We start from the raw sequence: 22,773 nt of genomic DNA, 5'->3' as shown, positions 1-22,773 counted from the left end.
TTCGTGGTATCGCAGTGAAAACGGCAAACTACTCAGTTCGCAGAAGAGAGCAGCCGCGAGACGTGACCTACTCATGCAGGTCAGACGGTCGTATTGGGCCTCAGTTGGCAGATTCCAGCTGTTGCATTGACTTCCACCGGAGGATCACCCTCTGGTACATGGCGTAGGCAAGTTCTTCTTGACCCGTGTCCAGGCCCGTGAGAGCGGCCGCCAGCTCGGCGACCGACTGGTCCGCCTGCAGAGCGTCATCGTCCATGAGGCGAACGAGCCCGCCGTAGTCGAGCTCGACCAGGGAGTGGGGATGGAACTCCTCCAGCCACCTGGCGACGTCCTCCACGTCGAAGTTGGCCGCGACATCCCCCAGGTGCCTGCGCAGCACGCCGAGCGCGCGAGCCGTCCGCCTCCTGGCCTGCGCCATGGAGGTGACGTAGATCAAGTTACGTCCGGTAGTCGTCGTCACGTCCTGTCCAGGAGTGGAGGAACCGAGCACCAGCCAGCGCTCGTTCCCATCAAACGGCACGAACCACGATGGCGGCACATGCCACGCCGTGGTGCGAATGTGGGTGCGCAACGCGGACGAACCGGCCTGCCGTTTGTACCGGTCGAAGTCGTCCGCGGTCTGTTCCGCGATCGCCTTGGGCACGAGGCGGTCCATCAGTTTCGCGGGAGTGGTGCCACGCAGCCTTGAGAAGGCCAGCCACGAGCGCAGACGGGTTTGCCAAGGGCATACGTATAGACGGTCCTCAACGCGCCTCAGATAGGCGTTGGGGCTCTCCTGGGCGGGAACGGGTTGAGGGGGCATGCCGAGGAGGCGCATCACCGACTCGTCGTGCTCCGCATTGAGCGCGTTCGCGCGTCGCGGGCGGTCACGTGAGTCGGCGTAGTCGGCCCACACCTTGCGCTCGGACTCGGCGAACGCGGTCAGTGGCTCATAGACGCGGAGGTAGGCGGCATAGGGCAGCACGGAGGCATCGTGTCACGAAGCGAACCTGCGTGCACCGTTGAGGCTTACTACGCTGAGACGTGATCTCCGTCGCAAAGGTGCGGCGGACCGGACAGGGAGTCACCACAGTGACCGACGTCTTCGGCTCGTCCCACAAGGACGTCCACGAGCAGGTCGTGTTCTGCGCCGACGAGCAGAGCGGCCTGCGTGCCATCATCGCCATCCACAACACGGCGCTGGGCCCGGCCCTGGGGGGCACGCGGTTCTACCCGTACGAGAGCGAGAGCGCGGCCCTGGCCGACGTGCTCAACCTCGCCAAAGGCATGGCCTACAAGAACGCGCTGGCCGGCCTCGACCTGGGCGGCGGCAAGGCCGTCATCATCGGCGACCCGGCCCGCGACAAGAGCGAGGCGCTGCTGCGCGCGTACGGGCGGTTCGTGCAGTCGCTCGGCGGCCGCTACATCACAGCATGCGACGTGGGGACCTACAGCGAGGACATGGACGTCGTCGCCCGCGAGTCCCGCTTCGTGACCGGCCGCACCCAGGCGCACGGCGGGGCGGGTGATTCCTCCATCCTCACGGCCTTCGGCGTGTTCCAGGGCATGCGGGCCTCGGCCGAGCGCGCGTACGGCACGCCGTCGCTGCACGGCAGGCGGGTCGGCGTCGAAGGGGTCGGCAAGGTGGGCCACCGCCTGGTCGAGCTCCTGCGCGAAGACGGCGCCGAGGTGGTGATCTGCGACGTCGATCCCAAGGCGGTCGAGCGGGTGCGCCAGCGCAGGCCGGAGGTGGACGTGGTGGCCGACGTGGCGGAGCTGACCGCGTCCGACATCGACGTGTTCTCGCCGTGCGCGCTGGGGGGCGTCCTCGACGACGCCATGGTCGCCAGGCTCCGGGCGAAGATCGTCTGCGGCGCGGCCAACAACCAGCTCGCCCATCCCGGCGTGGAGAAGCAGCTCGCCGAGCGCGGCATCCTGTACGCGCCCGACTACGTCGTCAACGCCGGGGGTGTGATCCAGGTCGCGGACGAGATCGAGGGCTTCGACATGGAGAGAGCCAGGTCGAAGGCGACCCAGATCTATGACACGACTCTGAAGATCTTCCGAATCGCGGCCGATGAGGGCGTTCCTCCCGCCGTCGCAGCGGATAGGCTAGCCGAGCGCAGAATGTCGGAAGTCGGGCGTATTCGGGGCATTTGGCTGGGCCGCTGACGCCCCGCGCCCATACGGCGTACCGAGCTGGGCACAAAACAGGTACGGTAATAGGCGAACGATAGGCTGACGCCCAAAGAGAGCGGCGTCAGTGTGTGGTGCGTTAGCGACGAGGGGTCGGGGACGACCCCACACGAGGGGGTCGAGCCAATGGGGCGCGGCCGAGCAAAGGCCAAGCAGGTCAAGGTTGCTCGCCAGCTGAAGTACAACAGCGGTGGCACGGATCTTGACCGTCTTCGCGACGAACTCGGGGTCGGAGACTCCAGCCGCAGTGACGACGCCGACGACCTCAACTATGAGCTGGCGGATCGCTATGCCGATTACGCCGATGACTACGGCGCCGGAGACGACGACGATGGCCGTCCTTCCGGTCGTAGGTAGCCGTCCTTCTGGTTGATGTGACGAAGATCTGGCGCGGGGCCGCGCCGGATCTTCGTCCATGCTCGTCGGGCCCTACGGGCAACCGTGGGGCTTTCGTCACGTGGTCGTTCTTCACGTGTTGAGCCCCCGCCCATCGATGGGCCGGGGGCTCAGCTCGCTTTACCGGTAGCGCGCCCGTCCGTTCCCTGGGACGATCTCACCCATCACCCAGGCGTCCACGCCACGGGCTGCGAGCACCCGGACGGCCTCGTCCGCGGAGTCGGCGGCCACCACGGCCGCCATCCCCACCCCGAGGTTGAACGTGCGGTCCAGGTCCGCCTGCGCGATGTCGCCGTGCCCGGCCAGCACGCCGAAGACGGCCGGCGGGGTCCACGAGGACCGGTCCAGCAGGGCGTCCAGCTGCCCCGGCAGCGAGCGCGACAGGTTGCCCTCGATGCCGCCGCCCGTGATGTGCGCGTAGGCGTGCACGTCGACGGCCTTGGCCAGCTCCAGGCAGTGGAGCGAGTAGATCCGGGTGGGCTCGAGCAGCTCCTCGCCCAGCGGCCGCCCCAGCTCGGGCAGCACCGCGTCGAGGGAGAGCGCGGCCTCGCGCAGCACGTGGCGCACCAGCGAGTAGCCGTTCGAATGGATTCCGGAGGAGGCCAGCCCCAGCACGGCGTCGCCCGCCTGGACCCGCGAGGGCCCCAGCATGGCGTCGGCCTCGACCACGCCCGTGCCGGCCCCGGCCAGGTCGTACTCGTCCGGCCCCATCGCCCCCGGGTGCTCGGCCGTCTCGCCGCCCACCAGCGCGGCTCCCGCCAGGCGGCACCCCTCGGCCACGCCGCCGACGATCTCGGCGACGCGCTCGGGCACCACCTTCCCGCAGGCGATGTAATCGGTCATGAACAGCGGCTCGGCCCCGCACACCACCAGGTCGTCGAGGACCATGCCGACCAGGTCGATGCCGATCGTGTCGTGCTTGCCGTACCGCTGGGCGATCATGACCTTGGTGCCCACGCCGTCGGTGGAGGTGGCGAGCAGTGGCCGCCGGTAGCGCAGCAGCGCCGAGGCGTCGAACAGCCCGGCGAACCCGCTGGCGTCGTCGACGACCTCGGGCCGCCGCGAGGCGGCCACCTTGTCCTTCATCAGGTCGACGGCGCGCTCACCTGCGGCGATGTCCACGCCGGCGGCCTCATACGTACTCACGCTTTGCTCTCCAGCACGAACTTGCCCACATTGTCCTGGTCGATGGGAATGGGGTAGGAGCCGTCGAAGCAGGCCCTGCACAGGCGCTCCGCGGGGATGGTGGTGGCCTTGGTCAGGCCCTCCAGGGAGATGTAGCCGAGCGTGTCGGCGCCGAGCGAGGCCCGGATCTCCTCGACGGTCAGCGACCCCGCGATCAGCTCCGCCCTGGTGGCGAAGTCGATGCCGTAGAAGCACGGCCAGGCCACGGGCGGCGAGGAGATGCGTACGTGCACCTCCCGCGCGCCGGCCTCGCGCAGCATGCGGACGATGGCCCGCTGCGTGTTGCCGCGCACGATCGAGTCGTCCACGACCACCAGCCGCTTGCCCTCGACCACCTCGCGCAGCGGGTTGAGCTTCAGCCGGATGCCGAGCTGGCGGATGGTCTGCGAGGGCTGGATGAACGTGCGGCCCACGTAGGAGTTCTTGACCAGCCCCTGCCCGTACGGGATCCCGCTCTCCTGGGCGTAGCCCACGGCGGCCGGGGTGCCGGACTCCGGCGTGGGGATGACCAGGTCGGCCTCGACCGGGTGCTCGCGGGCCAGCACGCGGCCGACCTCGACCCGGGTGACCTGCACGCCACGCCCGGCGATGGTGGTGTCGGGGCGGGCGAGGTAGACGTACTCGAAGAGGCAGCCCTTCGGCTCGGCCAGGGCGAACTTGCGCGACCTGACGCCGCTCTCGTCGATGGTGAGCAGCTCGCCCGGGTCGATCTCGCGGATGAACGTGGCGCCCACGATGTCGAGCGCGGCCGTCTCGGAGGCCACCACCCAGCCCCGCTCCAGCCGGCCCAGGACCAGGGGGCGGATGCCCTGCGGGTCGCGGGCGGCGTAGAGCGTCTTCTCGTCCATGAACACGAGCGAGTAGGCGCCCTTGACCTGCGGCAGCAGCTCCGCCGCCGTGTCCTCGACGGAACGGCTGCGGTCCTGCGCGAGCAGCGTGGTCAGGACCTCGGTGTCGGTCGTCGCGCGGATGGAGCCCGGAGCCAGGCGCTGGGCCAGCTCGGGGGTGTTGATGAGGTTGCCGTTGTGGGCGAGCGCGAGCCCGCCGACCTCGGTGGAGCTCAGCGTGGGCTGCGCGTTCTCCCACACGCTCGACCCGGTGGTGGAGTAGCGGCAGTGGCCGATGGCCAGGTGGCCGCGGAGGGTGCCGAGCACCGACTCGTCGAAGACCTGGGAGACCAGGCCCATGTCCTTGTAGACGAGAATACGGCTGCCCTCGCTGACCGCGATGCCCGCGGACTCCTGGCCGCGGTGCTGCAACGCGTACAGCCCGTAGTAGGTGAGTTTGGAAACTTCCTCGCCCGGAGCCCAGACGCCGAAGACGCCACAGGCGTCCTTGGGAGCGCGGTCATGGGGGTCCAGGTCATGGCCGAGCCGGCCGTCGCCCTTCAGCACATGCCTCAGTCTAGGTTGACGGCTTCTGTGCTCGCACACCCGGGTGCGATATCAGCGGCTGTGGTTCGCGGCGGATCCCAGGCCCAGGCGCACGGCCGTCGCCTGCCGTTTTGGCGGATGAAGACGCAAGTATGGGCGGCCTTTTACCGTGTCGCCTGGTTTAGCCGACCCCCTCCGCGAAAGGGTGAAGTATCCGGCATGCAGACCCGTCGGGGAGACGCAGACGTGACCACATCTGGGGACCCGAACGAGCCCCGCCCGGGGCAGGACCCGAGCGAAGGCCGTCGGGAAGAGGAAGAGCCCGGCCAGCACGCGCCCGACTGGTGGCGCGAGGGGGAGCCTTCTGAGGACGAGCGTCCTGGGGAGGGCGGAGAGCGTCCTGGCCAGGGTGAGGAGCGTCCTGGGGAGGGTGAGGAGCCGATCGCTCCCGTGCCGCCCGTGGTCCCGCCGCCTGACGTGCCGCCGACGCACGAGCCGAGGCCGGGCGGTGAGCCGACCCATCCCGATCTGCCGACCTCGCCCGAGACCCCGCCGCCCGTCGGTGGCGACGCCGAGAAGACCCAGGCGTTCCCGGTCCCCGGGGCCACGCCGGCGTACCCCGGCTGGGGAGGCGCGCCCGGCGAGGGGGAGGCGCCGGGCAAGCCGACGCCGTCGCGCTACGAGGAGGGCGAGCAGCCGTCCTTCACCCCACCGGGACAAGGCGCGCCGTCCGGCGCGACCCCGCCCGGGGGCGTCACTCCGCCGCCAGGGGGAGGTCCGCCGCCCGGCCAGGGCACGCCCGGCGGAGAGCCGTACCACGGCGCGTACGGCGCGCCGCAGGAGCAGCAGCCGACCGTCCCCGGCACCATGCCCTCCAGCCCGTACGGCGGCCCGCCCGGCTACGGCCCGCCACCCGCGGGAGCGCCCTACGGCGCCCCGTACCAGCAGGCACAGCCGGGCAGCGGCCTGGCCACCGCGTCGCTGGTGCTCGGCGTGGCCAGCCCGTTCCTGGTGTTCGTCTGCTTCACCGGCCTGATCACCGCCATCCTGTCGATCGTCTTCGGCTGCGTGGCGCTCGCCAAGCGCGCCGGCAAGGGCCGCGCCATAGCAGGAATCGTGATCAGCGCGCTCTCGCTCGTCCTCTTCGCGATCGTGGCCATCTGGTTCTGGAACGTGGTCCAGGAATGCGCGCAGTTGCCGGGCCAGCTCGCCGACAGGTGCTTCGAGCAGAAGTTCCCCTGGATGACCGGTAACCGCTAGAGCGGCAGATGCTCCGACAGGTCCGCCCGCGCCCCGCTGGCCGAGACCAGGCCTTTCGCCATGGCCTCTGCCCAGGTCAGCCGGCCCAGGGCCAGCTCGATCCAGGTGCGCCCGTCCGTCTCCACCACATTCGGCGGCGTGCCCCGGGTGTGGCGGGGGCCCTCGATGGCCTGGACGGCGGCGTAGGGCGGGACGCGTACCTCGACGGTCCTGCCCGGCGCGGCGGTCGCCAGCCGGTCGAGCAGATAGCGCACCGCCTGCCTGGCCGCGTCGCGCTCGGGCTGGATCCCGCGGTCGTAGGCGGCCAGCACGGCGGCCACGAGCGCGTCGGGGAGCGATGACGCGGGGCCGTCGTAGGGAGGCTCGTCCAGGGCGACGAGTTGGCCGTCGAGCGCTGATCTCAGCTTTTCCTGATCCGGTTTGCGTGGTGGCACCCCACCATTGTCTCCCTGGAAGCGTTCATCAAGACGGAGGTCGTCGTTCACCTCAAGTTTCGCCGGTAACCGTAACCTCCCGGCGGTACAACCGCGCACAAAGATGGAGGACCTGTGGCGAACCCCAACGCGGGGCGCCGGCTGCTGCCGTTGCTCTCGACCCCGCACAAAGGCGGTCGCTCCGCGCTGACCTGTCAGTTCCGCTGCGGCAACGCGTGCGCGCATGACGTGGCCAACACCACTGCCAACGCCTACTTCGGCGATGTGGTGAAGGAGGCGCTGTCGCGGCGCGGCGTGCTGCGCGCCGGCGCGCTCGGCGCCCTCGTGGCCGGCGCCGGTATCGCGGGGGCCGCGCCGGCCATGGCCGACGAGCCGGAGACGGCGGCCGCGGCCAGGGGCCGGCAGACCGGCGACATCCGCTTCACCCCGGTGAAGCCGAACACCGATGACGCTCTGACCATCCCCGACGGCTACCGCTCGTCCGTGGTCGTGCGCTGGGGCGACCCCGTGCTGCCCGACGCGCCCGCGTTCGACTTCGACAACCAGAGCGCCGACGCGCAGAACAGGCAGTTCGGCTACAACTGCGACTACGTCACGCTCTTCCCGATGGGCCGCGACCGCGCCCTGCTCTGGGTGAACCACGAGTACACCGACGAGAGCCTGATGTTCCGCGGTTACACCGGCGGCGCCGCCGCGACCGAGGAGCAGATCAAGATCGGGCTGGCCGCGCACGGCGGCTCGGTCGTGGAGATCGAGCGGGCGAACGGCGCCGGCGAGTGGAAGCTGGTCACCAAGGGACGCCGCCGCTACAACCGCCGCATCACCGCTCAGACCCCCATGACCTTCTCCGGCCCCGCGGCCGGCAGCGACCTGCTCAAGACGGCCGCCGACCCCGCGGGCCGCAAGCCCATCGGCATGCTGAACAACTGCTCGGGCGGCACCACCCCGTGGGGCACCGTGCTGACCGCCGAGGAGAACATCGACCAGTACTTCGTCAACGGCGACAAGGTGCCCGCGGCGCAGAAGCCGTACATCTCCCGCTACACGATCACCACCGGCACGCCGTCCGGCAACCGCAGGTTCGACCGGGTCGAGGAGCGCTTCGACCTGGCCAAGCACCCGAACGAGGCCAACAGGTTCGGCTGGATCGTGGAGATCGACCCGTTCGACCCGGACTCCACGCCGATCAAGCGGACCGCGCTCGGCCGGTTCAAGCACGAGGCCGCCAACACGACGCTGGCCCGCGACGGCCGCCTGGTCGTGTACATGGGTGACGACTCGCGCTTCGAGTACATCTACAAGTTCGTCTCGAAGGACCGCTACATCCCGGGCTTCGACCGGCACAACCGGACGCTGCTGGACGAGGGCACCCTGTACGTGGCCAAGTTCACCGGCGACAGCCCGAAGACCGAGATCGACGGGAGCGGCAAGCTGCCCTCCGACGGCGAGTTCGACGGCTCGGGTGAGTGGATCCCGCTGGTCTCCGGCGACAAGTCGTTCGTGGCCGGCATGACCGCCGCCGAGGTCCTCGTCTACACGCGCGTGGCCGCCGACAAGGTGGGCGCGACCAAGATGGACCGCCCGGAGGACATGGAGCGCAACCCCGTCACCGGCGGCGTGTACGTGGCGCTGACCAACAACACCAACCGCACCGCGGCCCAGGTGGACGAGGCCAACCCGCGCCCGTCGAACAAGCACGGCCACGTCCTCGAGATCGTCGAGAAGCGGAACGACGCGGGCGAGAAGACGTTCGCCTGGTCGCTCCCGCTGGTCTGCGGCGACCCGAACGACGCCACCACCTACTTCGCCGGCTACGACAAGACCAAGGTCTCGCCGATCTCGTGCCCGGACAACGTGACGTTCGACAGGGACGGCAACCTGTGGATCTCCACGGACGGCAACCAGCTCGGCAGCAACGACGGCATGTTCGTGATGCCGGTGCGGGGACGGGAGCGCGGCCACCTGCGCCAGTTCCTCACCGTCCCGGTCGGGGCGGAGACCTGTGGCCCGCTGGTCACCCAGGACCAGCGCAGCGTGTTCGTGGCGGTGCAGCACCCGGGCGAGACCGACGGCGCCAGCCCGGAGAACCCCTCCAGCCGCTGGCCCGACGGCACCCAGCCGCGCCCGTCGGTCGCCGTGGTCTGGCACGGCCAGGGCAAGAAGATCGGCGCTTGACCTCAAGTTAACTTGAGGCAATACCGTTCCATGCCATGAGCATGGAGACGACCGCCTGGCACCAGCTGTACTCGATGAACAACCAGAAGGAGCGTCGCCCTGTCACCAGGGCGACGCTCCGTCGTATCGGCGGCTTCGCCCGGCCGCACCGCCGAAGAATCACTCTGTTCCTGCTGCTCAGCGTGGTGATGGCGGGATTAGCGGTGGGATCCCCGCTGCTCGCGGGCCGGGTGGTGGACGCGATCTTCCAGGGCGAGCCCCTGGACGTGGTCGTCGTGGTGGCGCTGGCGATCGCGGGACTGGCGCTCGCCGAGGCGGGGCTCGGGCTGCTGAACCGGTGGTTGTCGGCGGGCCTGGGCGAGGACCTGATCCTCGACCTGCGTACGGCCGTCTTCGACCACGTGCAGAAGATGCCGATCGCGTTCTTCATGAGAACCCGTACCGGAGCGCTGGTCAGCCGCCTGAACAACGACGTGATCGGGGCGCAGCGGGCCTTCACCGACACCCTGTCCAGCGTGGCGGGCAACGTCGTGACGCTTGTGCTGACGCTCATCGCGATGATCGGCATCTCCTGGCAGATCACGCTGCTCGCGCTGCTGCTGCTCCCGGTGTTCCTGCTGCCCGCCCGGCGGATGGGCACGAGGATCGCGAGGCTCCGGCGCGAGGCGGCCGACCACAACGCGGCCATGGGCACGCAGATGACCGAGCGCTTCTCGGCGCCCGGCGCGACGCTGGTGAAGCTGTTCGGCCGGCCCGCGCACGAGTCGTCCGAGTTCGCGCGCAGGGCCAGGCGGGTGCGCGACATCGGGGTGCGCTCGGCCATGACCCAGTCGGCCTTCGTCACCGCGCTGACGCTGGTCTCCGCGCTCGCCCTGGCACTGGTGTACGGGCTCGGCGGCTTCTACGCCCTGCGCGACCAGCTCGCGCCCGGCGCGGTCGTGTCGATGGCCATGCTGCTCACCCGCCTCTACGCGCCCCTGACCGCGCTGGCCAGCGCCCGCGTGGACGTCATGAGCGCGGTCGTCAGCTTCGAGCGCGTCTTCGAGGTCCTCGATCTCAAGCCGCTCATCCAGGACAGGCCCGGCGCCCGCGAGGTGCCGGACGGCCCGGTGCCGGTCGAGTTCGACGACGTGCGCTTCGCCTACCCCTCGGCCGACAAGGTCTCGCTCGCCTCGCTGGAGGAGGTCGCCACGCTCGACTCGCGCGGCGGCGTCGACGTGCTGCACGGCGTCTCGTTCAAGGCCGAGCCCGGCCAGATGGTGGCGCTGGTCGGCTCGTCCGGCGCGGGCAAGTCCACGATCGCGCAGCTCCTGCCCAGGCTTTACGACGTCGACTCGGGCGCGGTACGCCTCGGCGGCGTGGACGTACGCGACCTGACCGCCGACTCGATCCGCGACACGCTCGGCATGGTCACCCAGGACGGCCACCTGTTCCACGACACGATCAGGGCCAACCTGCTGCTGGCCAGGCCCGAGGCGAGCGAGGAGGAGCTCTGGGACGCCCTCACCAGGGCCAGGCTGGCCGCCCTGATCGAGTCGCTGCCCGACGGGCTCGACACGGTGGTGGGCGAGCGCGGCTACCGCCTGTCGGGCGGCGAGCGGCAGCGGCTGACGATCGCCCGGCTGCTGCTGGCCAGGCCCAGGGTGGTGATCCTGGACGAGGCCACGGCGGCGCTCGACTCCACCTCCGAGGCGGCCGTGCAGGCGGCGCTCGGGGAGGCGCTCGAAGGCCGGACCGCCGTGGTGATCGCGCACCGGCTCTCCACGGTCCGCGCCGCCGACCTCATCCTGGTGATCGAGGACGGCCGCGTGGTCGAGCGCGGCACGCACGCCGACCTGCTCGCCGCCGGAGGCCGCTACGAGGAGCTGTACCGCACTCAGTTCGACGAGCCCACGGTAGCGGCGGCCTGAGGCTGTGTTCATAGCCTCACTTCGTGAGGCGGGCTCGGTCGCCCTCGATGCCGTCGCCTTCCCCCGCTCTGGTCGCTTCGCTCCCGCCGCTCCTCCAGGCGACGGCGCTCCCTCGCAACGAGTAGAGCGCGACCGGGATCGCCGCCAGCACCACGACGGCCGCGATGACCAGGGTGAACTGGTAAGCGTCCAGGAAGGCGAGCAGCGGCGGCTGGTCGCTGCCGCCCTGCCTGGAGCTCAGGATCGCGCCCAGCACGGTGACGCCGAGCAGCCCGAACACCTCGCGTGACACGTTCAGGACGCCCGAGGCCACGCCGGACCTGCCCTTGGGCATGCCGCCGAGGATCGCGGCCGTCAGGGGCACCAGCATGCCGCCGCCCAGCCCGTACAGCAGGAACCAGGGCGCCACGTCCGCGTAGTCGGCGTCGGCGCCCAGTCCGGAGAGCAGGTAGATCGCCGTCCCCATGAGCGCCATGCCGAGCGCCACCGTGGGGCCGATGCCGATGCGCGCGCTGATCCGCTGCGACAACATCGCGATCACGGCCATGACCAGGGCCATCGGTACGAACGCCGCGCCCGCCTGGGTGGGGGAGAAGCCGAGCACGTTCTGCAGCCACAGAGCGCTGAAGAAGTAGATCCCGAAGACGCCGAACGACCAGATGCCGCTGGTGAGCAGCCCGCCGGTGAACACCTTGGCCCTGAACAGCGACATCGCGATCATCGGCTCGGCGGCCCGCGCCTCGACCAGCACGAACGCCACGGCCGCCGCCCCGAACACGCCGAACGCGGCCAGGATCTCCGGCGAGGTCCAGCCGGCGCCCTCGCCTTCGATGAGCGCGTAGGTCAGGGCGAACAGGGCGAGGGCGGAGGTGGCCAGGCCGGGCAGGTCGATGCGGTGCCGTACGCGGGTGAAGGCGGGTCTGACCGCCCACATCCCCAGGCCGAAGGTCACCACCCCGATCGGGACGTTGATCAGGTAGATCCAGCCCCAGTGCAGGTTCTGGCTGATGAAGCCGCCCGTGATCGGCCCGAGCGCCATGGAAAGCGCCCCGGCGGCGCTCCAGATGCCCACGGCCCGCCCGCGCTCGCCCGGGTCGGGGAAGATCTGGGTGATCAGCGTCAGCGCGGTGGGCGTGAGCAGCGCCGCCCCGACGCCCTGCGTGGCCCGCGCCGCGATCAAGGTCGCTCCCGACCCGGCCAGCCCGGCGGCCAGTGAGGACAGCGTGAAGACGGCCAACCCGCCGAGGAACACCCTGCGGGCCCCGAACACGTCCGCGAGCCGGCCGCCGACCAGCATGAGCCCGGCGAAGACCAGGATGTACGAGCTCACGATCCACTCAAGCCCGGAGATCGTCAGCCCGAGCTCCCGCTGGATCGTCGGCAACGCGACGTTGCCCACGTTGTTGTCCAAGTAGGTCATGAAGGTGCCCAAGGTCACCGCGACCAGCGCCCACCATCTCACGAAATTTCCTCCTATACGCCGTACTTGTACGTCGTATAGTTGAACTTGTACGGCGTATAGTTGTCAACCGTGATGGGAAAACTGACCGCGCAGGCGATCGCGGAGCGGGCACTGGAGATCGGCGACGCCGAAGGGCTCGACGCCGTGACGATCCGGCGCCTGGCCACCGACCTGGGCGTGACCCCGATGGCCCTCTACTGGCACTACAAGAACAAGGAGATGCTGCTCGTCGGCATGGCCGACCACCTGATCGCCGGCTTCGCACCCAAGCCGGCCGACGATCGCCCGTGGCAGGAGCAGCTGCGCGACCTCGTGGTGGGCCTCGTCGGGACGCTGCGCGTGCATCCATGCGCCAAGCACGTGTTCGAGCAGGTCGACGTGATCGCGGTGTCGAACTATCTGGCCGTCTGGGACCAGGCGCTGGGGCTGGCCCGCACGGCGGGGTTCGGTGTGGAGGAGAGCTGCCTGATCAGCAAATACCTGCTGCAGAGCGCCATCGCCATCGCCGACGCTCCCGTGCACGTCCGGCCCGGCGAGGAGCACATCGTCCGGGCCAAGCGGGCGGGCCTGCAGTCGTTGCCCGCCGAGAAGTATCCGTACCTGGTGGAGATGGCCGCCCCGCTGGTCGGTGGGATGGACGCGGGGCTGTACGACACGTTCGGCGTCGAGCTCGTGCTCAGCGGCATAGAGGCGCTGGCGGCCAGACGTTAGGGTCGTGCTCGTGACCTTTGAGCTGATCTGCGAGATCGAACCGCCCACCAAGCCCGACCTCAAGCACGTCAGGCACCAGATCGGCACGATGAGCAAGATCGCCCACTCGTTCCTCATCCCCGACAACCACATCGGCCGCGCGACCGTGTCGAGCGTGGCGGTGGCCCACGAGGTCGAGGCGATGGGCGGGCGCGGCATCGCCTGTCTCAACTCGCGCGACCGCAATCTGCTCGGCTTCCGGCGCGACCTGCTGACGGCGGCGGCGTACGGAGTGGAGCAGTTCCTCTTCGTCTACGGCGACAAGCCGACCAGCGGCAACCGCACGAGCGACCTCACCGTGCGCTCGATGATCGAGGAGGCTCGCGAGTTCTCCCCGGGTTTCCGCCTGGGCGCGGCGGCCTCGATGCGTTCGCTGCCCGCGTGGAAGCGCGCGGCCGACTTCCTGTTCCTCCAGGTCGGCTTCTCGCTGGAGGCGCAGCTGCGCTGGCGCGACGCCCACCCGGTCGACGTGCCGGTCTACGCGGGCGTCATGGTCCTGGCCAGCGAGCGCCACGCCCGCATGCTGGCGAGCACGATCCCGGACATCGACCTGCCGGAGGACCTGATCCGGAGGGTGACCGCCGACCGCATGGCGGGGGTAGAGGCGGCCTGCGAGCAGGTTCTCGCCCTGCGCGAGTCCGGTGCCTTCGCGGGCGTGCACCTCATCCCGGTCACCCGCTACCGCGACGTGGAGTCCAGGCTGGCCGCCGCCCTCAGATGAGGCCGAGTTTCAGCATCAGGGCGCGATCGAGTTCTGCGGTTTCGTGTGCTTCGAGCGCGCCCTTGAAATCGCCGAGCCTCGACGGCGACACGGAATAGATCTGGTCCGTCAGAATGCGCGATTTCGTGCCGTTGAACTCGATCTCCGGGCGATAGATCGCAGGTCCGGCGCTTGACGAGGTCATGGCGACAGTGACCGTGCTGGTGGCGAAGTGATCCGACTGGATGATCACTGCGTAGCGGCGGCCCTGTTGCTCATGATCGCGAGTCCCCGGAAGTGCTTTGATCTCATAGATTGCGCCTCGGAATATCACTCCACTACGCCCATGAAGCGCTGGATCGCGAGCATCTCGGCCTGGTCGTCCGGGTCGTTCCGCAGTCGATCAGCATCGGCCGATGCCTGCCGGAGCAGCATCTCCTTGTAAGTGTGGAGGATGGCGTAGCGAACCGCCTCGGAGCGGCTTCTGGTCTCGCCCGCCAGGGCGCGGAGAGCCGTCTCCATCGCTTCATCAGTGCGTACGTTGAGTACTCCCATAGCTAAAGTGTAACACATTTTGTAACACATGGTCGGGCGAGGCTCGCAAGAACGGCACCGGTCAGCGCGACCGCGAAGAGCACCGCGTACGTCCGCTGGAACCCCTCCATCAGCTGCCCCACCGCCACCGGCGACAGCGTGGACAGCGTCCCGGCGTACACCTGGGCCCGCAGCGAGGGTCCGACGGAGCTGGTCAGGACGCTGAGTGACAGGCCGACGCTGATCACGATGCCGATGTTCATGATCATGACGCGGAAGCCGTTGACCACCCCGAGGCTCCCGCTCGGCAGCGCCCGCATGACCTGGGTGGTGTTGCCGGTCAGGAACGTTCCGCTGCCGCAGCCCGCCACGAACAGCCCGATCCCGATCACCCAGTACGGCGTGGCGGGATCGGCCGTCAGCATCAGCGTGCCGAGCCCCAGAGCGCTCATCGACGCGCCGCCGATGGACAGCGCGTACGGCGACACCCTCCGCCCCAGCACCCCCGTGATCGGCGAGGCCAGGCCGATCCCGACGGGCACGGGCAGCACGCTCAGCCCCGCCGCGAACGCGTCCAGCCCCCTCGCCGCCTGGAAGTACAGCGCCACCACCAGGATCAGCGCCGAGCGCGCCAGGGCGTTGCAGAACGAGGCCAGGTTCGCGTACGCCAGCAGCCGCCCGGCGAAGAGCCGCAAGTCCAGCACCGGGTTGGCAGAGCGGCGCTCGGCCAGCGCGATCAGCGGCAGCAGCACCAGGAAGACCCCGGCGCCGGCCAGCACCACGGGGCTGGACAGCCCGCCAGAGCCCGCCTCCGACAGCGCCAGCAGCGCCGCCGACAGCGCCGCGAACAACAGCACGTTGCCCAGCGCGTCCACCGGCTCCTTCGGCCTCTTCGGCATCCTGCGTAAGATCGCCGCGCCCACGCCGAACGCGACCAGCCCGGCCGGCACGTTCACCCAGAAGATCCACTGCCAGCCGGCCGTCTCCGCGATCAGGCCGCCCAGCGTGGGTCCGGCCAGCTGCGCCACCGACAGCGTGCCGATGTAGACGCCCATGCCCTGGCTGAGCCGGTCGGGCGGGAACGCGTCCGTGATGATCACTGTGCCGTTCGCGAGGATCATCGCCGCTCCGACCGCCTGCAGCACGCGCATCGCGATCAGGAACCACACGCCCGGCGACAGCCCGGCCAGCAGCGAGGCCACCGTGAACAGCGCGAACCCCGCCAGATACACCTCCCGTCTGCCGAGCAGGTCGGCCACCCGGCCGAAGAACACCAGCGAAGCGGTGTTGACCAGCAGGAACGCCAGCAGGATCCAGCCGGACTCCAGCGCGCTGGCGTGGAAGTGCCGCACGACCGCCGGGAGCGCGACGTTGAGCGTGCTGCCGGCGATGCCGATGAGGACGAGCCCCAGGCTGGTGACCGCGCACACGCGCCAGGCGTAACGTAAGCGACTGTCCTCGGCGACCATGCCCTCCACTATGACGTACGGCGTACGTCGGCCCTCATCGGGCCCGCCTCCGCAGTCCGTCGAGGTCGTGGATGACCACGCGCCGCCGTCCGGTCTCGATCAGTCCCCGGTCGCGCAGCGTGCGCAGCGCCTTGCTGACGGCCTCGCGGGAGGCGCCCGTCCAGCCGGCCAGCTCGTCCTGCGACAGGGGCAGCGCCACGCGTACCCCGCTGTTGGTCTGCTGGCCGTAGCGTTCGGCCAGCTCGAGCAGGCGCGTGGCGACCCGGCCCGTGGTGTCGAACGCGCCGTACTCGATGCGCTTCCTGTCCGCGTCCCGCAGCTTGGCGGTGACGAGCTGCATGAGCAGCACGGCGATGCGCCCGTGGGACTCCAGGAACGAGGAGAAGTCCCGCACCACGATGCCCGAGATCGGCTCCAGCGCGGTCACCGTGGCCGAGCGCGGCGACCCGTCGATGGCCGACATCTCTCCGAGCAACGCGCCGGGGCCGCGCACGGCCAGCACGACCTCGGTGCCGGCGCTCGTGTGCGACGAGCACTTGACCCGGCCCTCCAGCAGCACGAGCACCCAGTCGGACGTGTCGCTCTCGTTGATCACGGTCGCGCCGCGATCCCACCGCCGCAGGCGGCCGGCCGCGCGCAGGGCGGCGACCTCCTCGTCGGTGAGCATGGACAGGAACTCGCCGGACTCAGGCTCCATGCGCCCGATTATGTCGGTACGAGAGTCACCCTTCTATTGCAAATCAGTCAGAACGTACGCGGCGACGAGCTCCTCCTTGCCCTTGAGGCTGAGCCGGCCCAGGGGGCTCACCGACGCGCCACGTCCCAGTTGCCTGAGCGTCGTCTCCCCGATGACGACCGTGCCAGGCTCGGCGATGCCCTCCAGCCTGGCCGCCACGTTCACGCAGTCGCCCATCGCGTTGAAGCCCCGCAGCTCGGGGCTGCCGATGTTGCCGACCAGGGCGGGACCCGTGTTGACGCCCACCCTGAACGTCGGCCACTCGACGTCGTCCACCCGCTTCCACGCCATCTCCTCGGCCACCTCGGCGGCGGCCCGCTGCATGTCCAGCGCGGCCCGGCACGCGGCCCTGGCGTGGCCCGCCTGCGTGGCGGGGGCGTTGAACAGGGCCAGCAGCGCGTCGCCGACGAACTGCACGATCGTGCCGCCGTTGTTGAGAATGCAGGGGACGGCGGCCGTGTGGTAGCGGTTGAGCATCTCGACGATCTCGCCGGGCGTGACCTTCTCGGAGAAGCTCGTGAAGCCCTTGAGGTCGGCGAAGAGCGCGGTCAGCTCCTTCAGCTCGCCGCCGAGTGCCGCCTGCGCCGGGTCGGCCAGCAGCGCGTTGGCCACGTCGGGCGACATGTACTGCCGGAAGAGCGTGTCGAGCTCCTGGTAGAGGCGGGCGTTCTCCAGGGAGATGGACAACTGCCCGGCCAGGGTGGCGGCCAGCGCCTCGTCCTGCGGGGTGCGGCCGACGGGCACCTCCAGCACGCCCGCCAGGTGGCCCTTGACCGTCAGGGGGAAGGCGAGCAGGTTGTTGCGCCTGACGGGCTGGTTGCCGGCGAACTCGTACTCGCGGGAGCCGATCTGCGCCTTGCCCTCCGCGACCAGGCCGATCTTCACGTCACCGTACGCCTGGCGCACCCGTTCCAGCGCCGTGGCCAGCAACTGGCCCTCGGGCAGCCCCACCTTGGTCTGGGCGCTCACCGCCACCAGGGCGGCCAGCCGCTCGGACAGCTCGCGCTCGTTGGCCAGCGCCTCGCCGGCCCGGTCGAGCACCGCGGCCTGGCCCTCGTTCAGCCGGAACTTGCCCGACAGCCGGGTCGCGGCCAGCGGCTCGCCCCGGCGTACGTGCTCGACCAGCTCCTCCAGCGCCCGGTCGTAGTCCTGCTGGATGCGCGCCACGGTCGCCGACAGCGCCACCGAGTCGAACAGCCCCGCGCTCGACCCCTCCCGCCTGAACTGCAGGTGGGCGCTGTAGGCCACGAAGACGAAGGCCAGCGTGAGCAGGAGGTGCCACATCCACCAGGACAGGTGCCAGTTGAGCTGGGACATCCCCGCGACCATGGCCTCGGCCAGCAGCGCGTACGCCGTGATCAGGCTGATCAGCATCGCTGACGGCCGCCGCCGATGCAGCAGGAACATCATCACGCTCGCCGCGCCGTACAGCAGGAGGCCGGGAATGGACGCCCAGGCCAGCCAGGGGACCGGCGACGCGGGCGGCGGCTCGCTGAGCGGCGTCAGCCCCGGGATCAGCGACACCAGCCCCCAGACGGCCATGAAGCCGAAGAGCACCGCGCGGACGAAGTGCTGGGAAGCCAGCACGGCCGTGGCCGCCCGCTCGCCCAGCGGCAGCGCGGAGGCGAACGCGAACGCCGCCGCGATCGTGAGCCCCGCCTGCTGGCCCAGGTCGAACCCCAGCGAGCCGGTCGGCAGGATGATCTTCGGGGTGGCCATCCCGTGCAGGAAGAAGAACCCGGCACTGCTCAGGAAGACCATGGAGACCAGGAACAGCCGGGCGTCCTGCCGCCGCCGCGACGCCTCGCTGATCATGACGCCCAGCACCACGTTGAGCCCGGCCACCGTGATGATCATCCAGAAGTGGCTGGGGTTGTGCTGCCAGGGGATGTTGACGTCCGGGTGCGTCAGCAGGAGCCAGAGGCCCAGCAGCGGCAGCACCAGGTGGATGCCCCAGACCACGCCACGCACGGGATGCGTGGCCGGAGGCAGGTACGGGGTCGACACAGACCCGATTATCCACGGGTGATCGCGGCCGCCAATGCGTCGTTTTACGCACAAAGGTGACCGCGTAACACGCGACGAGGGCCGGTACGGAATCCCGTACCGGCCGTCTTACGCGATCGTCAGCCGAACAGCGCGGGCAGCGCCGCCGAGTGCGTCTCCCGCAGCTCCTCGACCGGCACCTCGAACGCGTCCTCGACCACCAGCGACGCGCCACCGGTCGTGCCCAGCCCGTAGCAGGGCACGTCGTGCCGCCCGCACAGCGACGCGAACTCCTCGTAGGCCTCCGGCCGCACCGCGACCAGCGCCCGCGCGGAGGACTCGCTGAACAGGTCGGTGAACGCGTCCCCGCTCAGCACCACCGAGGCGCCGACGCCCCGCGCGAGGCAGGACTCGGCCAGCGCGACGGCCAGCCCGCCGTCCGACAGGTCGTGCGAGCCCTCGAGCAGCCCTCGCCTGGCGGCCTCCACCAGCACGGTCGCCAGCGCCTGCTCCGCCGCCAGATCCGCCCGCGGCGGCAGCCCGCCCAGGTGGCGGTGCGCGACGTGCGCCCACTCGGAGCCGCCGAACTCCTCGCGCGTCTCGCCGAGCAGCACGACCTTCAGCCCCTCGGCGGTGAACCCGGACGGCACCCGCCGGGCCACGTCGTCGATGACGCCGAGCACGCCCACGACCGGCGTGGGGTTGATGGCGGTCGAGCCGGTCTGGTTGTAGAAGGAGACGTTTCCGCCGGTCACCGGCACGCCAAGGGTCCTGCACGCGTCGGCCAGGCCGCGCACGGCCTCGGCGAACTGCCACATGACCTCGGGGTCCTCGGGGGAGCCGAAGTTGAGGCAGTTGGTCACGGCGAGGGGCTTGGCGCCGGTCACGGCCACGTTCCGGTAGGCCTCGGCCAGCGCCAGCTGCGCCCCCGCGTACGGGTCGAGCTTGGCGTAGCGGCCGTTGCCGTCGGTGGCCAGCGCGATGCCCCTGGTCGTCGGCTCCGCTCCCGCCATGGCCTCCGAGATGCGCACCATCCCCGCGTCCGCCGGCTGGGCCAGCACGGTGTTGGCGCGGACGTAGCGGTCGTACTGGGAGGTCACCCACTCCTTGGAGGCCAGGTTGGGCGAGCCGAGGAGCTGGAGCAGCGTGGCCCGCAGGTCGGCGGGCCGCTCCAGCCCGTCGGGCGTGTCGGCGTTGAGCGCCGCCTGCCCGGAGGGCTCGTGGTACGGGCGCTCGTAGACGGGCCCCTCGTCGGCCGCGGTGCCCGGCGGGATGTCGACGATGACCTCGCCGTCCCAGGTCATGACCAGGCGGCCGGTGTCGGTGACCTCGCCGATGACGGTGGCGGGGACGTCCCACTTCTCGCAGATCGCCATGAACGCCGGGATGTCGTCGGGCCTGACGACGGCCATCATCCGCTCCTGCGACTCGCTCATCAGGATCTCCTCGGGCCTGAGCGAGGGGTCGCGGAGCGGGACGAGGTTGAGGTCGACGCGCATGCCGCCGGTGCCCTTGGCGGCCAGCTCGGTCGTGGCGCACGACACCCCGGCCGCGCCGAGGTCCTGGATGCCGACGACGACGTCGGCGGCGTACAGCTCCAGGCAGCACTCGATGAGCAGCTTCTCCATGAACGGGTCGCCCACCTGCACGGCGGGCCGCTTGGCGTGCGACTCGTCCTCGAACGTCGCCGACGCCAGCACCGAAGCACCGCCGATGCCGTCGGGGCCGGTGGACGCGCCGAACAGCACGACCTTGTTGCCCGGGCCGGGCGCGGTGGCCAGCTTGATCTGGTCTTTCCGCAGCAGGCCGACGCACAGGGCGTTGACCAGCGGGTTGCCGATGTAGCAGGGGTCGAAGACGACCTCGCCGCCGATGTTGGGCAGGCCCAGGCAGTTTCCGTAGTGGCTGATGCCCTCGACCACGCCGGGCAGCACCCTGCGTGTGTCGACGGCGTCCGCGCCGCCGAAGCGCAGCGAGTCCATGACGGCGATCGGGCGGGCGCCCATCGACATGATGTCGCGCACGATCCCGCCGACGCCGGTGGCCGCGCCCTGGTGCGGCTCGACGTAGGACGGGTGGTTGTGCGACTCGATCTTGAACGTGGCCGCCCAGCCGTCGCCGATGTCCACCACGCCCGCGTTCTCGCCCATGCCCACCAGCAGCGCCTCGGACTTGGGCGCCTTGGTGGCGAACTGCTTGAGATGCACCTTGGACGACTTGTACGAGCAGTGCTCGGACCACATGACGCTGTAGATGGCCAGCTCGGAGCCGGTGGGACGGCGACCGAGGATCTGCTTGACCCGGTCGTACTCGTCCTGCTTCATCCCCAGCTCGGCGAAGGGCATCGGCTCCTCGGGCGTCTCGCCCGCCCGCTTCACACTGTCCGTGCTCATGCGTTCACCAGCTTCTTGAGAATGGAGGTGAAGAACCCGAGGCCGTCGGTGCTCGGGGCGCCGACCAGCTCCTCGACCGCGTGCTCCGGGTGCGGCATGAGGCCGACCACGTTGCCTGCCTCGTTGCGGATGCCCGCGATGTCGTTGAGCGAGCCGTTGGGGTTGCCGAGGTAGCGGACGACCACGTGACCGCCCGCTTCGAGCGCGGCCAGCGTGTCGTCTGAGGCCACGTAGCGGCCCTCGCCGTGCTTGATCGGCAGCACGATCTCCTGGCCCTGGCCGAACGAGTTGGTCCACGCGGTCGCGGTCTGCTCGATCCTGAGCTGCTGGTCGCGGCAGACGTAGTGGAGCGAGCCGTTGCGGGTCAGCGCGCCGGGCAGCAGGTGGGCCTCGCAGAGGATCTGGAAGCCGTTGCAGGTGCCGAGCACGGGCAGCCCGGCCTTCGCGGCCGGGATGAGCTCCTCCATGAGCGGCGCGAACCGCGAGATGGCGCCGCAGCGCAGGTAGTCGCCGTAGGAGAAGCCGCCGGGCAGGAAGACCGCGTCGACTCCCTTCAGGTCGTGGTCGGCGTGCCACAGCGGGACCGCCTCGGCACCCACGAGGCGCACGGCTCTGGCGGCGTCCTGGTCGTCGAGAGTTCCTGGAAACGTGACTACGCCCACACGGGCAGCGCTCATGACAGTCGTCCCCTCCGAGGAATGCGCGCGCACGCGCCACCGTCTGTCGGACGGCGGCGGTGTACTCAGGTTATCGGGTGCTGTCGCGTGGTCCGCATCGGCTCGTTGGTCCGGCGGAGATCCAGGTCAGACGGCTGCCAGCTCGCGGGGACGGGCATCGGCCTCGTCGTCCCAGGCGAGCTGCTTGCGCAGGTGGACCGTGGTGCCCCGGCCGGGCGTGATGCCGAAGGAGATCTCGTCGACCACGGAGCGCATGATCAGCAGGCCGCGGCCGTTCTCCGTGTCGGGCGGGGGGAAGTGCAGCGGCATCGTCGGCAGGCCCACGCCGTTGTCCGCGACGCGTACGTCGCAACGGCCGTAGCCGATCGCCGCGGTCACCTCGTAGCGGTTGGCGGGACCCCCGTGCCGCACCGCGTTTGAGCACGCCTCGGAGACGGCGAGCAGCATGTCGGCGATGCACGTCTCGCTCACGTTCAGTGAACGCATGGCATCGCCCAGCACTCGCCTGACCATCGGTATGCCGATCGCATCCCGAGGCAGTGCCAACGAGAACTCAATATCCACCGGACTCCTCCGGGCGCCAGAATGTCACCTGGAGTAGGTTTCCCTGTGAAAACGGGGCTAACCGCAAAATCACCCTGTTGTTATTTAGTGTTGGCATGCCCGTGGCATTGTGGCATGCCCGAACCCGGCTTTAACCGACCAAGGGGAAACCTGGGGATCTTATCTCCCTTACCCCTCAACCCGGACGCTGTAGTCCTCGATCACCGTGTTGGCCAGCAGGGTCTCGGCCATCTTACGGACTTCGGCGAGCGCCGTCTCGTCAGCCGGGCCGTCGAGCTCGATCTCGAAGCGCTTGCCCTGGCGCACGGCCGAGACGCCGGAGAAGCCGAGCCTGGGCAGTGCCCTGGCGATCGCCTGGCCCTGCGGGTCGAGGATCTCGGGCTTCAACATGACGTCCACGATGACGCGGGCCACTGCGTTCCTCCTGGATGCGGTGGGTGACTGGGAAGCACAGCCTACCGGCGCGTGTGGCTGACGACACAACGGGAACGGGGAGGACATGGGGCTTGCGCGGAGGGTTGTGATGTCTGCCACCATGGCCCCAAACGCGTACGAACCACCACCATATGGTTCCTCGCATGAACGGCTGGCCTA

Annotated in this window: 21 protein-coding genes; 7 read left to right on the top strand and 14 right to left on the bottom strand. The window is 69.9% G+C overall.

Translation table 11 applies throughout. From position 1 onward, the window contains the following. Positions 1-100: 100 nt before the first annotated feature. Positions 101-964: a DUF8083 family protein gene (locus tag ABN273_RS38935; protein ID WP_349454249.1), complete on the bottom strand. Its 864-nt coding sequence runs from the start codon at positions 962-964 to the stop codon at positions 101-103. A gap of 107 nt (positions 965-1,071) precedes the next feature. Here ABN273_RS38935 and ABN273_RS38930 point away from each other — a divergent pair, with 107 nt between their 5' ends. Continuing rightward, positions 1,072-2,151: a Glu/Leu/Phe/Val family dehydrogenase gene (locus ABN273_RS38930; protein WP_349454248.1), complete on the top strand. Its 1,080-nt coding sequence runs from the start codon at positions 1,072-1,074 to the stop codon at positions 2,149-2,151. A gap of 150 nt (positions 2,152-2,301) precedes the next feature. Continuing rightward, positions 2,302-2,532 (top strand): DUF3073 domain-containing protein, encoded by a 231-nt coding sequence (locus ABN273_RS38925; protein ID WP_349454246.1) that lies wholly within the window; start codon positions 2,302-2,304, stop codon positions 2,530-2,532. Positions 2,533-2,691: 159 nt separating this feature from the next. On the opposite strand, the gene purM is transcribed toward ABN273_RS38925, so the two are convergent. Together purM and purF are read right to left on the bottom strand one after the other, a co-directional pair. Next, positions 2,692-3,717, bottom strand: coding sequence for a phosphoribosylformylglycinamidine cyclo-ligase (gene purM / locus ABN273_RS38920; RefSeq protein ID WP_349454245.1), 1,026 nt, complete (start codon positions 3,715-3,717; stop codon positions 2,692-2,694). Continuing rightward, positions 3,714-5,150 carry an amidophosphoribosyltransferase gene (gene purF, locus ABN273_RS38915; protein WP_349454244.1) on the bottom strand — a complete coding sequence of 479 codons (1,437 nt, stop codon included), beginning with the start codon at positions 5,148-5,150 and terminating at the stop codon, positions 3,714-3,716. The genes purM and purF overlap by 4 nt, the downstream gene beginning before the upstream one ends. Before the next feature lie 225 nt (positions 5,151-5,375). Here purF and ABN273_RS38910 point away from each other — a divergent pair, with 225 nt between their 5' ends. Beyond that, positions 5,376-6,389: a DUF4190 domain-containing protein gene (locus ABN273_RS38910; RefSeq protein ID WP_349454242.1), complete on the top strand. Its 1,014-nt coding sequence runs from the start codon at positions 5,376-5,378 to the stop codon at positions 6,387-6,389. Here the strand turns inward: ABN273_RS38910 and ABN273_RS38905 are convergent. Further along, the gene (locus ABN273_RS38905; RefSeq protein ID WP_349454241.1) at positions 6,386-6,823 is read right to left on the bottom strand and encodes a sterol carrier family protein; all 438 of its coding nucleotides are present in this window, start codon (positions 6,821-6,823) and stop codon (positions 6,386-6,388) included. The genes ABN273_RS38910 and ABN273_RS38905 overlap by 4 nt on opposite strands. A 114-nt stretch (positions 6,824-6,937) precedes the next feature. Here ABN273_RS38905 and ABN273_RS38900 point away from each other — a divergent pair, with 114 nt between their 5' ends. Both ABN273_RS38900 and ABN273_RS38895 read left to right on the top strand, forming a co-directional pair. Further along, positions 6,938-8,998, top strand: a complete 2,061-nt coding sequence (locus tag ABN273_RS38900; RefSeq protein ID WP_349454239.1) for a PhoX family protein — start codon at positions 6,938-6,940, stop codon at positions 8,996-8,998. A 35-nt stretch (positions 8,999-9,033) separates the two neighbouring features. Beyond that, positions 9,034-10,908, top strand: coding sequence for an ABC transporter ATP-binding protein (locus tag ABN273_RS38895; RefSeq protein WP_349454237.1), 1,875 nt, complete (start codon positions 9,034-9,036; stop codon positions 10,906-10,908). 16 nt (positions 10,909-10,924) lie between these two features. On the opposite strand, the gene ABN273_RS38890 is transcribed toward ABN273_RS38895, so the two are convergent. Beyond that, the gene (locus tag ABN273_RS38890; RefSeq protein ID WP_349454235.1) at positions 10,925-12,370 is read right to left on the bottom strand and encodes a DHA2 family efflux MFS transporter permease subunit; all 1,446 of its coding nucleotides are present in this window, start codon (positions 12,368-12,370) and stop codon (positions 10,925-10,927) included. A gap of 72 nt (positions 12,371-12,442) precedes the next feature. On the opposite strand from ABN273_RS38890, the gene ABN273_RS38885 reads away from it, so the two are divergent. Together ABN273_RS38885 and ABN273_RS38880 are read left to right on the top strand one after the other, a co-directional pair. Beyond that, a complete protein-coding gene (locus ABN273_RS38885; RefSeq protein WP_349454364.1) occupies positions 12,443-13,081 on the top strand; it encodes a TetR/AcrR family transcriptional regulator in 639 nt (212 codons plus the stop codon). A gap of 10 nt (positions 13,082-13,091) precedes the next feature. Further along, positions 13,092-13,841, top strand: a complete 750-nt coding sequence (locus ABN273_RS38880) for a methylenetetrahydrofolate reductase (RefSeq protein WP_349454233.1) — start codon at positions 13,092-13,094, stop codon at positions 13,839-13,841. Here the strand turns inward: ABN273_RS38880 and ABN273_RS38875 are convergent. From ABN273_RS38875 to purS, 9 genes are all read right to left on the bottom strand, one after another. Continuing rightward, a complete protein-coding gene (locus ABN273_RS38875) occupies positions 13,834-14,154 on the bottom strand; it encodes a type II toxin-antitoxin system PemK/MazF family toxin (protein ID WP_349454231.1) in 321 nt (106 codons plus the stop codon). The two genes, ABN273_RS38880 and ABN273_RS38875, sit on opposite strands and share 8 nt — an antisense overlap. Continuing rightward, the gene (locus tag ABN273_RS38870; protein ID WP_349454229.1) at positions 14,151-14,375 is read right to left on the bottom strand and encodes a hypothetical protein; all 225 of its coding nucleotides are present in this window, start codon (positions 14,373-14,375) and stop codon (positions 14,151-14,153) included. The genes ABN273_RS38875 and ABN273_RS38870 overlap by 4 nt, the downstream gene beginning before the upstream one ends. A gap of 2 nt (positions 14,376-14,377) precedes the next feature. Continuing rightward, a complete protein-coding gene (locus ABN273_RS38865) occupies positions 14,378-15,823 on the bottom strand; it encodes an MFS transporter (protein WP_349454228.1) in 1,446 nt (481 codons plus the stop codon). A 34-nt stretch (positions 15,824-15,857) separates the two neighbouring features. Continuing rightward, positions 15,858-16,520 carry a Crp/Fnr family transcriptional regulator gene (locus ABN273_RS38860; RefSeq protein WP_349454226.1) on the bottom strand — a complete coding sequence of 221 codons (663 nt, stop codon included), beginning with the start codon at positions 16,518-16,520 and terminating at the stop codon, positions 15,858-15,860. A gap of 33 nt (positions 16,521-16,553) precedes the next feature. Further along, positions 16,554-18,566, bottom strand: a complete 2,013-nt coding sequence (locus ABN273_RS38855) for an adenylate/guanylate cyclase domain-containing protein (RefSeq protein WP_349454225.1) — start codon at positions 18,564-18,566, stop codon at positions 16,554-16,556. Positions 18,567-18,685: 119 nt separating this feature from the next. Beyond that, positions 18,686-20,938 carry a phosphoribosylformylglycinamidine synthase subunit PurL gene (purL, locus tag ABN273_RS38850; RefSeq protein WP_349454224.1) on the bottom strand — a complete coding sequence of 751 codons (2,253 nt, stop codon included), beginning with the start codon at positions 20,936-20,938 and terminating at the stop codon, positions 18,686-18,688. Continuing rightward, complete coding sequence (purQ, locus tag ABN273_RS38845; protein ID WP_349454223.1) at positions 20,935-21,615, bottom strand: phosphoribosylformylglycinamidine synthase subunit PurQ; 681 nt, start codon at positions 21,613-21,615, stop codon at positions 20,935-20,937. Before purQ ends, purL begins: the two co-directional genes overlap by 4 nt. A 126-nt stretch (positions 21,616-21,741) precedes the next feature. Beyond that, the gene (locus ABN273_RS38840; RefSeq protein ID WP_349454363.1) at positions 21,742-22,128 is read right to left on the bottom strand and encodes an ATP-binding protein; all 387 of its coding nucleotides are present in this window, start codon (positions 22,126-22,128) and stop codon (positions 21,742-21,744) included. Positions 22,129-22,347: 219 nt separating this feature from the next. Next, positions 22,348-22,593, bottom strand: a complete 246-nt coding sequence (gene purS, locus ABN273_RS38835) for a phosphoribosylformylglycinamidine synthase subunit PurS (RefSeq protein WP_349454222.1) — start codon at positions 22,591-22,593, stop codon at positions 22,348-22,350. Between the last annotated feature and the right edge of the window lie 180 nt (positions 22,594-22,773).

The sequence above is a fragment of the Nonomuraea sp. B19D2 genome, from assembly GCF_040137845.1.
In the GTDB taxonomy this organism is placed as follows: Bacteria; Actinomycetota; Actinomycetes; order Streptosporangiales; family Streptosporangiaceae; genus Nonomuraea.
Note: the sequence above shows the minus strand (reverse complement) of the source record. Positions and strands in the feature narration are given on the sequence as shown.

Coding starts and splice junctions, on each gene's coding strand:
- ABN273_RS38925 (WP_349454246.1), top strand. CDS start 2,302: ATGGGGCGCGGCCGAGCAAAGGCCAAGCAGGTCAAGGTTGCTCGCCAG.
- ABN273_RS38895 (WP_349454237.1), top strand. CDS start 9,034: ATGAGCATGGAGACGACCGCCTGGCACCAGCTGTACTCGATGAACAAC.
- ABN273_RS38885 (WP_349454364.1), top strand. CDS start 12,443: ATGGGAAAACTGACCGCGCAGGCGATCGCGGAGCGGGCACTGGAGATC.
- ABN273_RS38870 (WP_349454229.1), bottom strand. CDS start 14,375: ATGGGAGTACTCAACGTACGCACTGATGAAGCGATGGAGACGGCTCTC.
- ABN273_RS38865 (WP_349454228.1), bottom strand. CDS start 15,823: ATGGTCGCCGAGGACAGTCGCTTACGTTACGCCTGGCGCGTGTGCGCG.
- ABN273_RS38860 (WP_349454226.1), bottom strand. CDS start 16,520: ATGGAGCCTGAGTCCGGCGAGTTCCTGTCCATGCTCACCGACGAGGAG.
- purL (WP_349454224.1), bottom strand. CDS start 20,938: ATGAGCACGGACAGTGTGAAGCGGGCGGGCGAGACGCCCGAGGAGCCG.
- purQ (WP_349454223.1), bottom strand. CDS start 21,615: ATGAGCGCTGCCCGTGTGGGCGTAGTCACGTTTCCAGGAACTCTCGAC.
- ABN273_RS38840 (WP_349454363.1), bottom strand. CDS start 22,128: ATGGTCAGGCGAGTGCTGGGCGATGCCATGCGTTCACTGAACGTGAGC.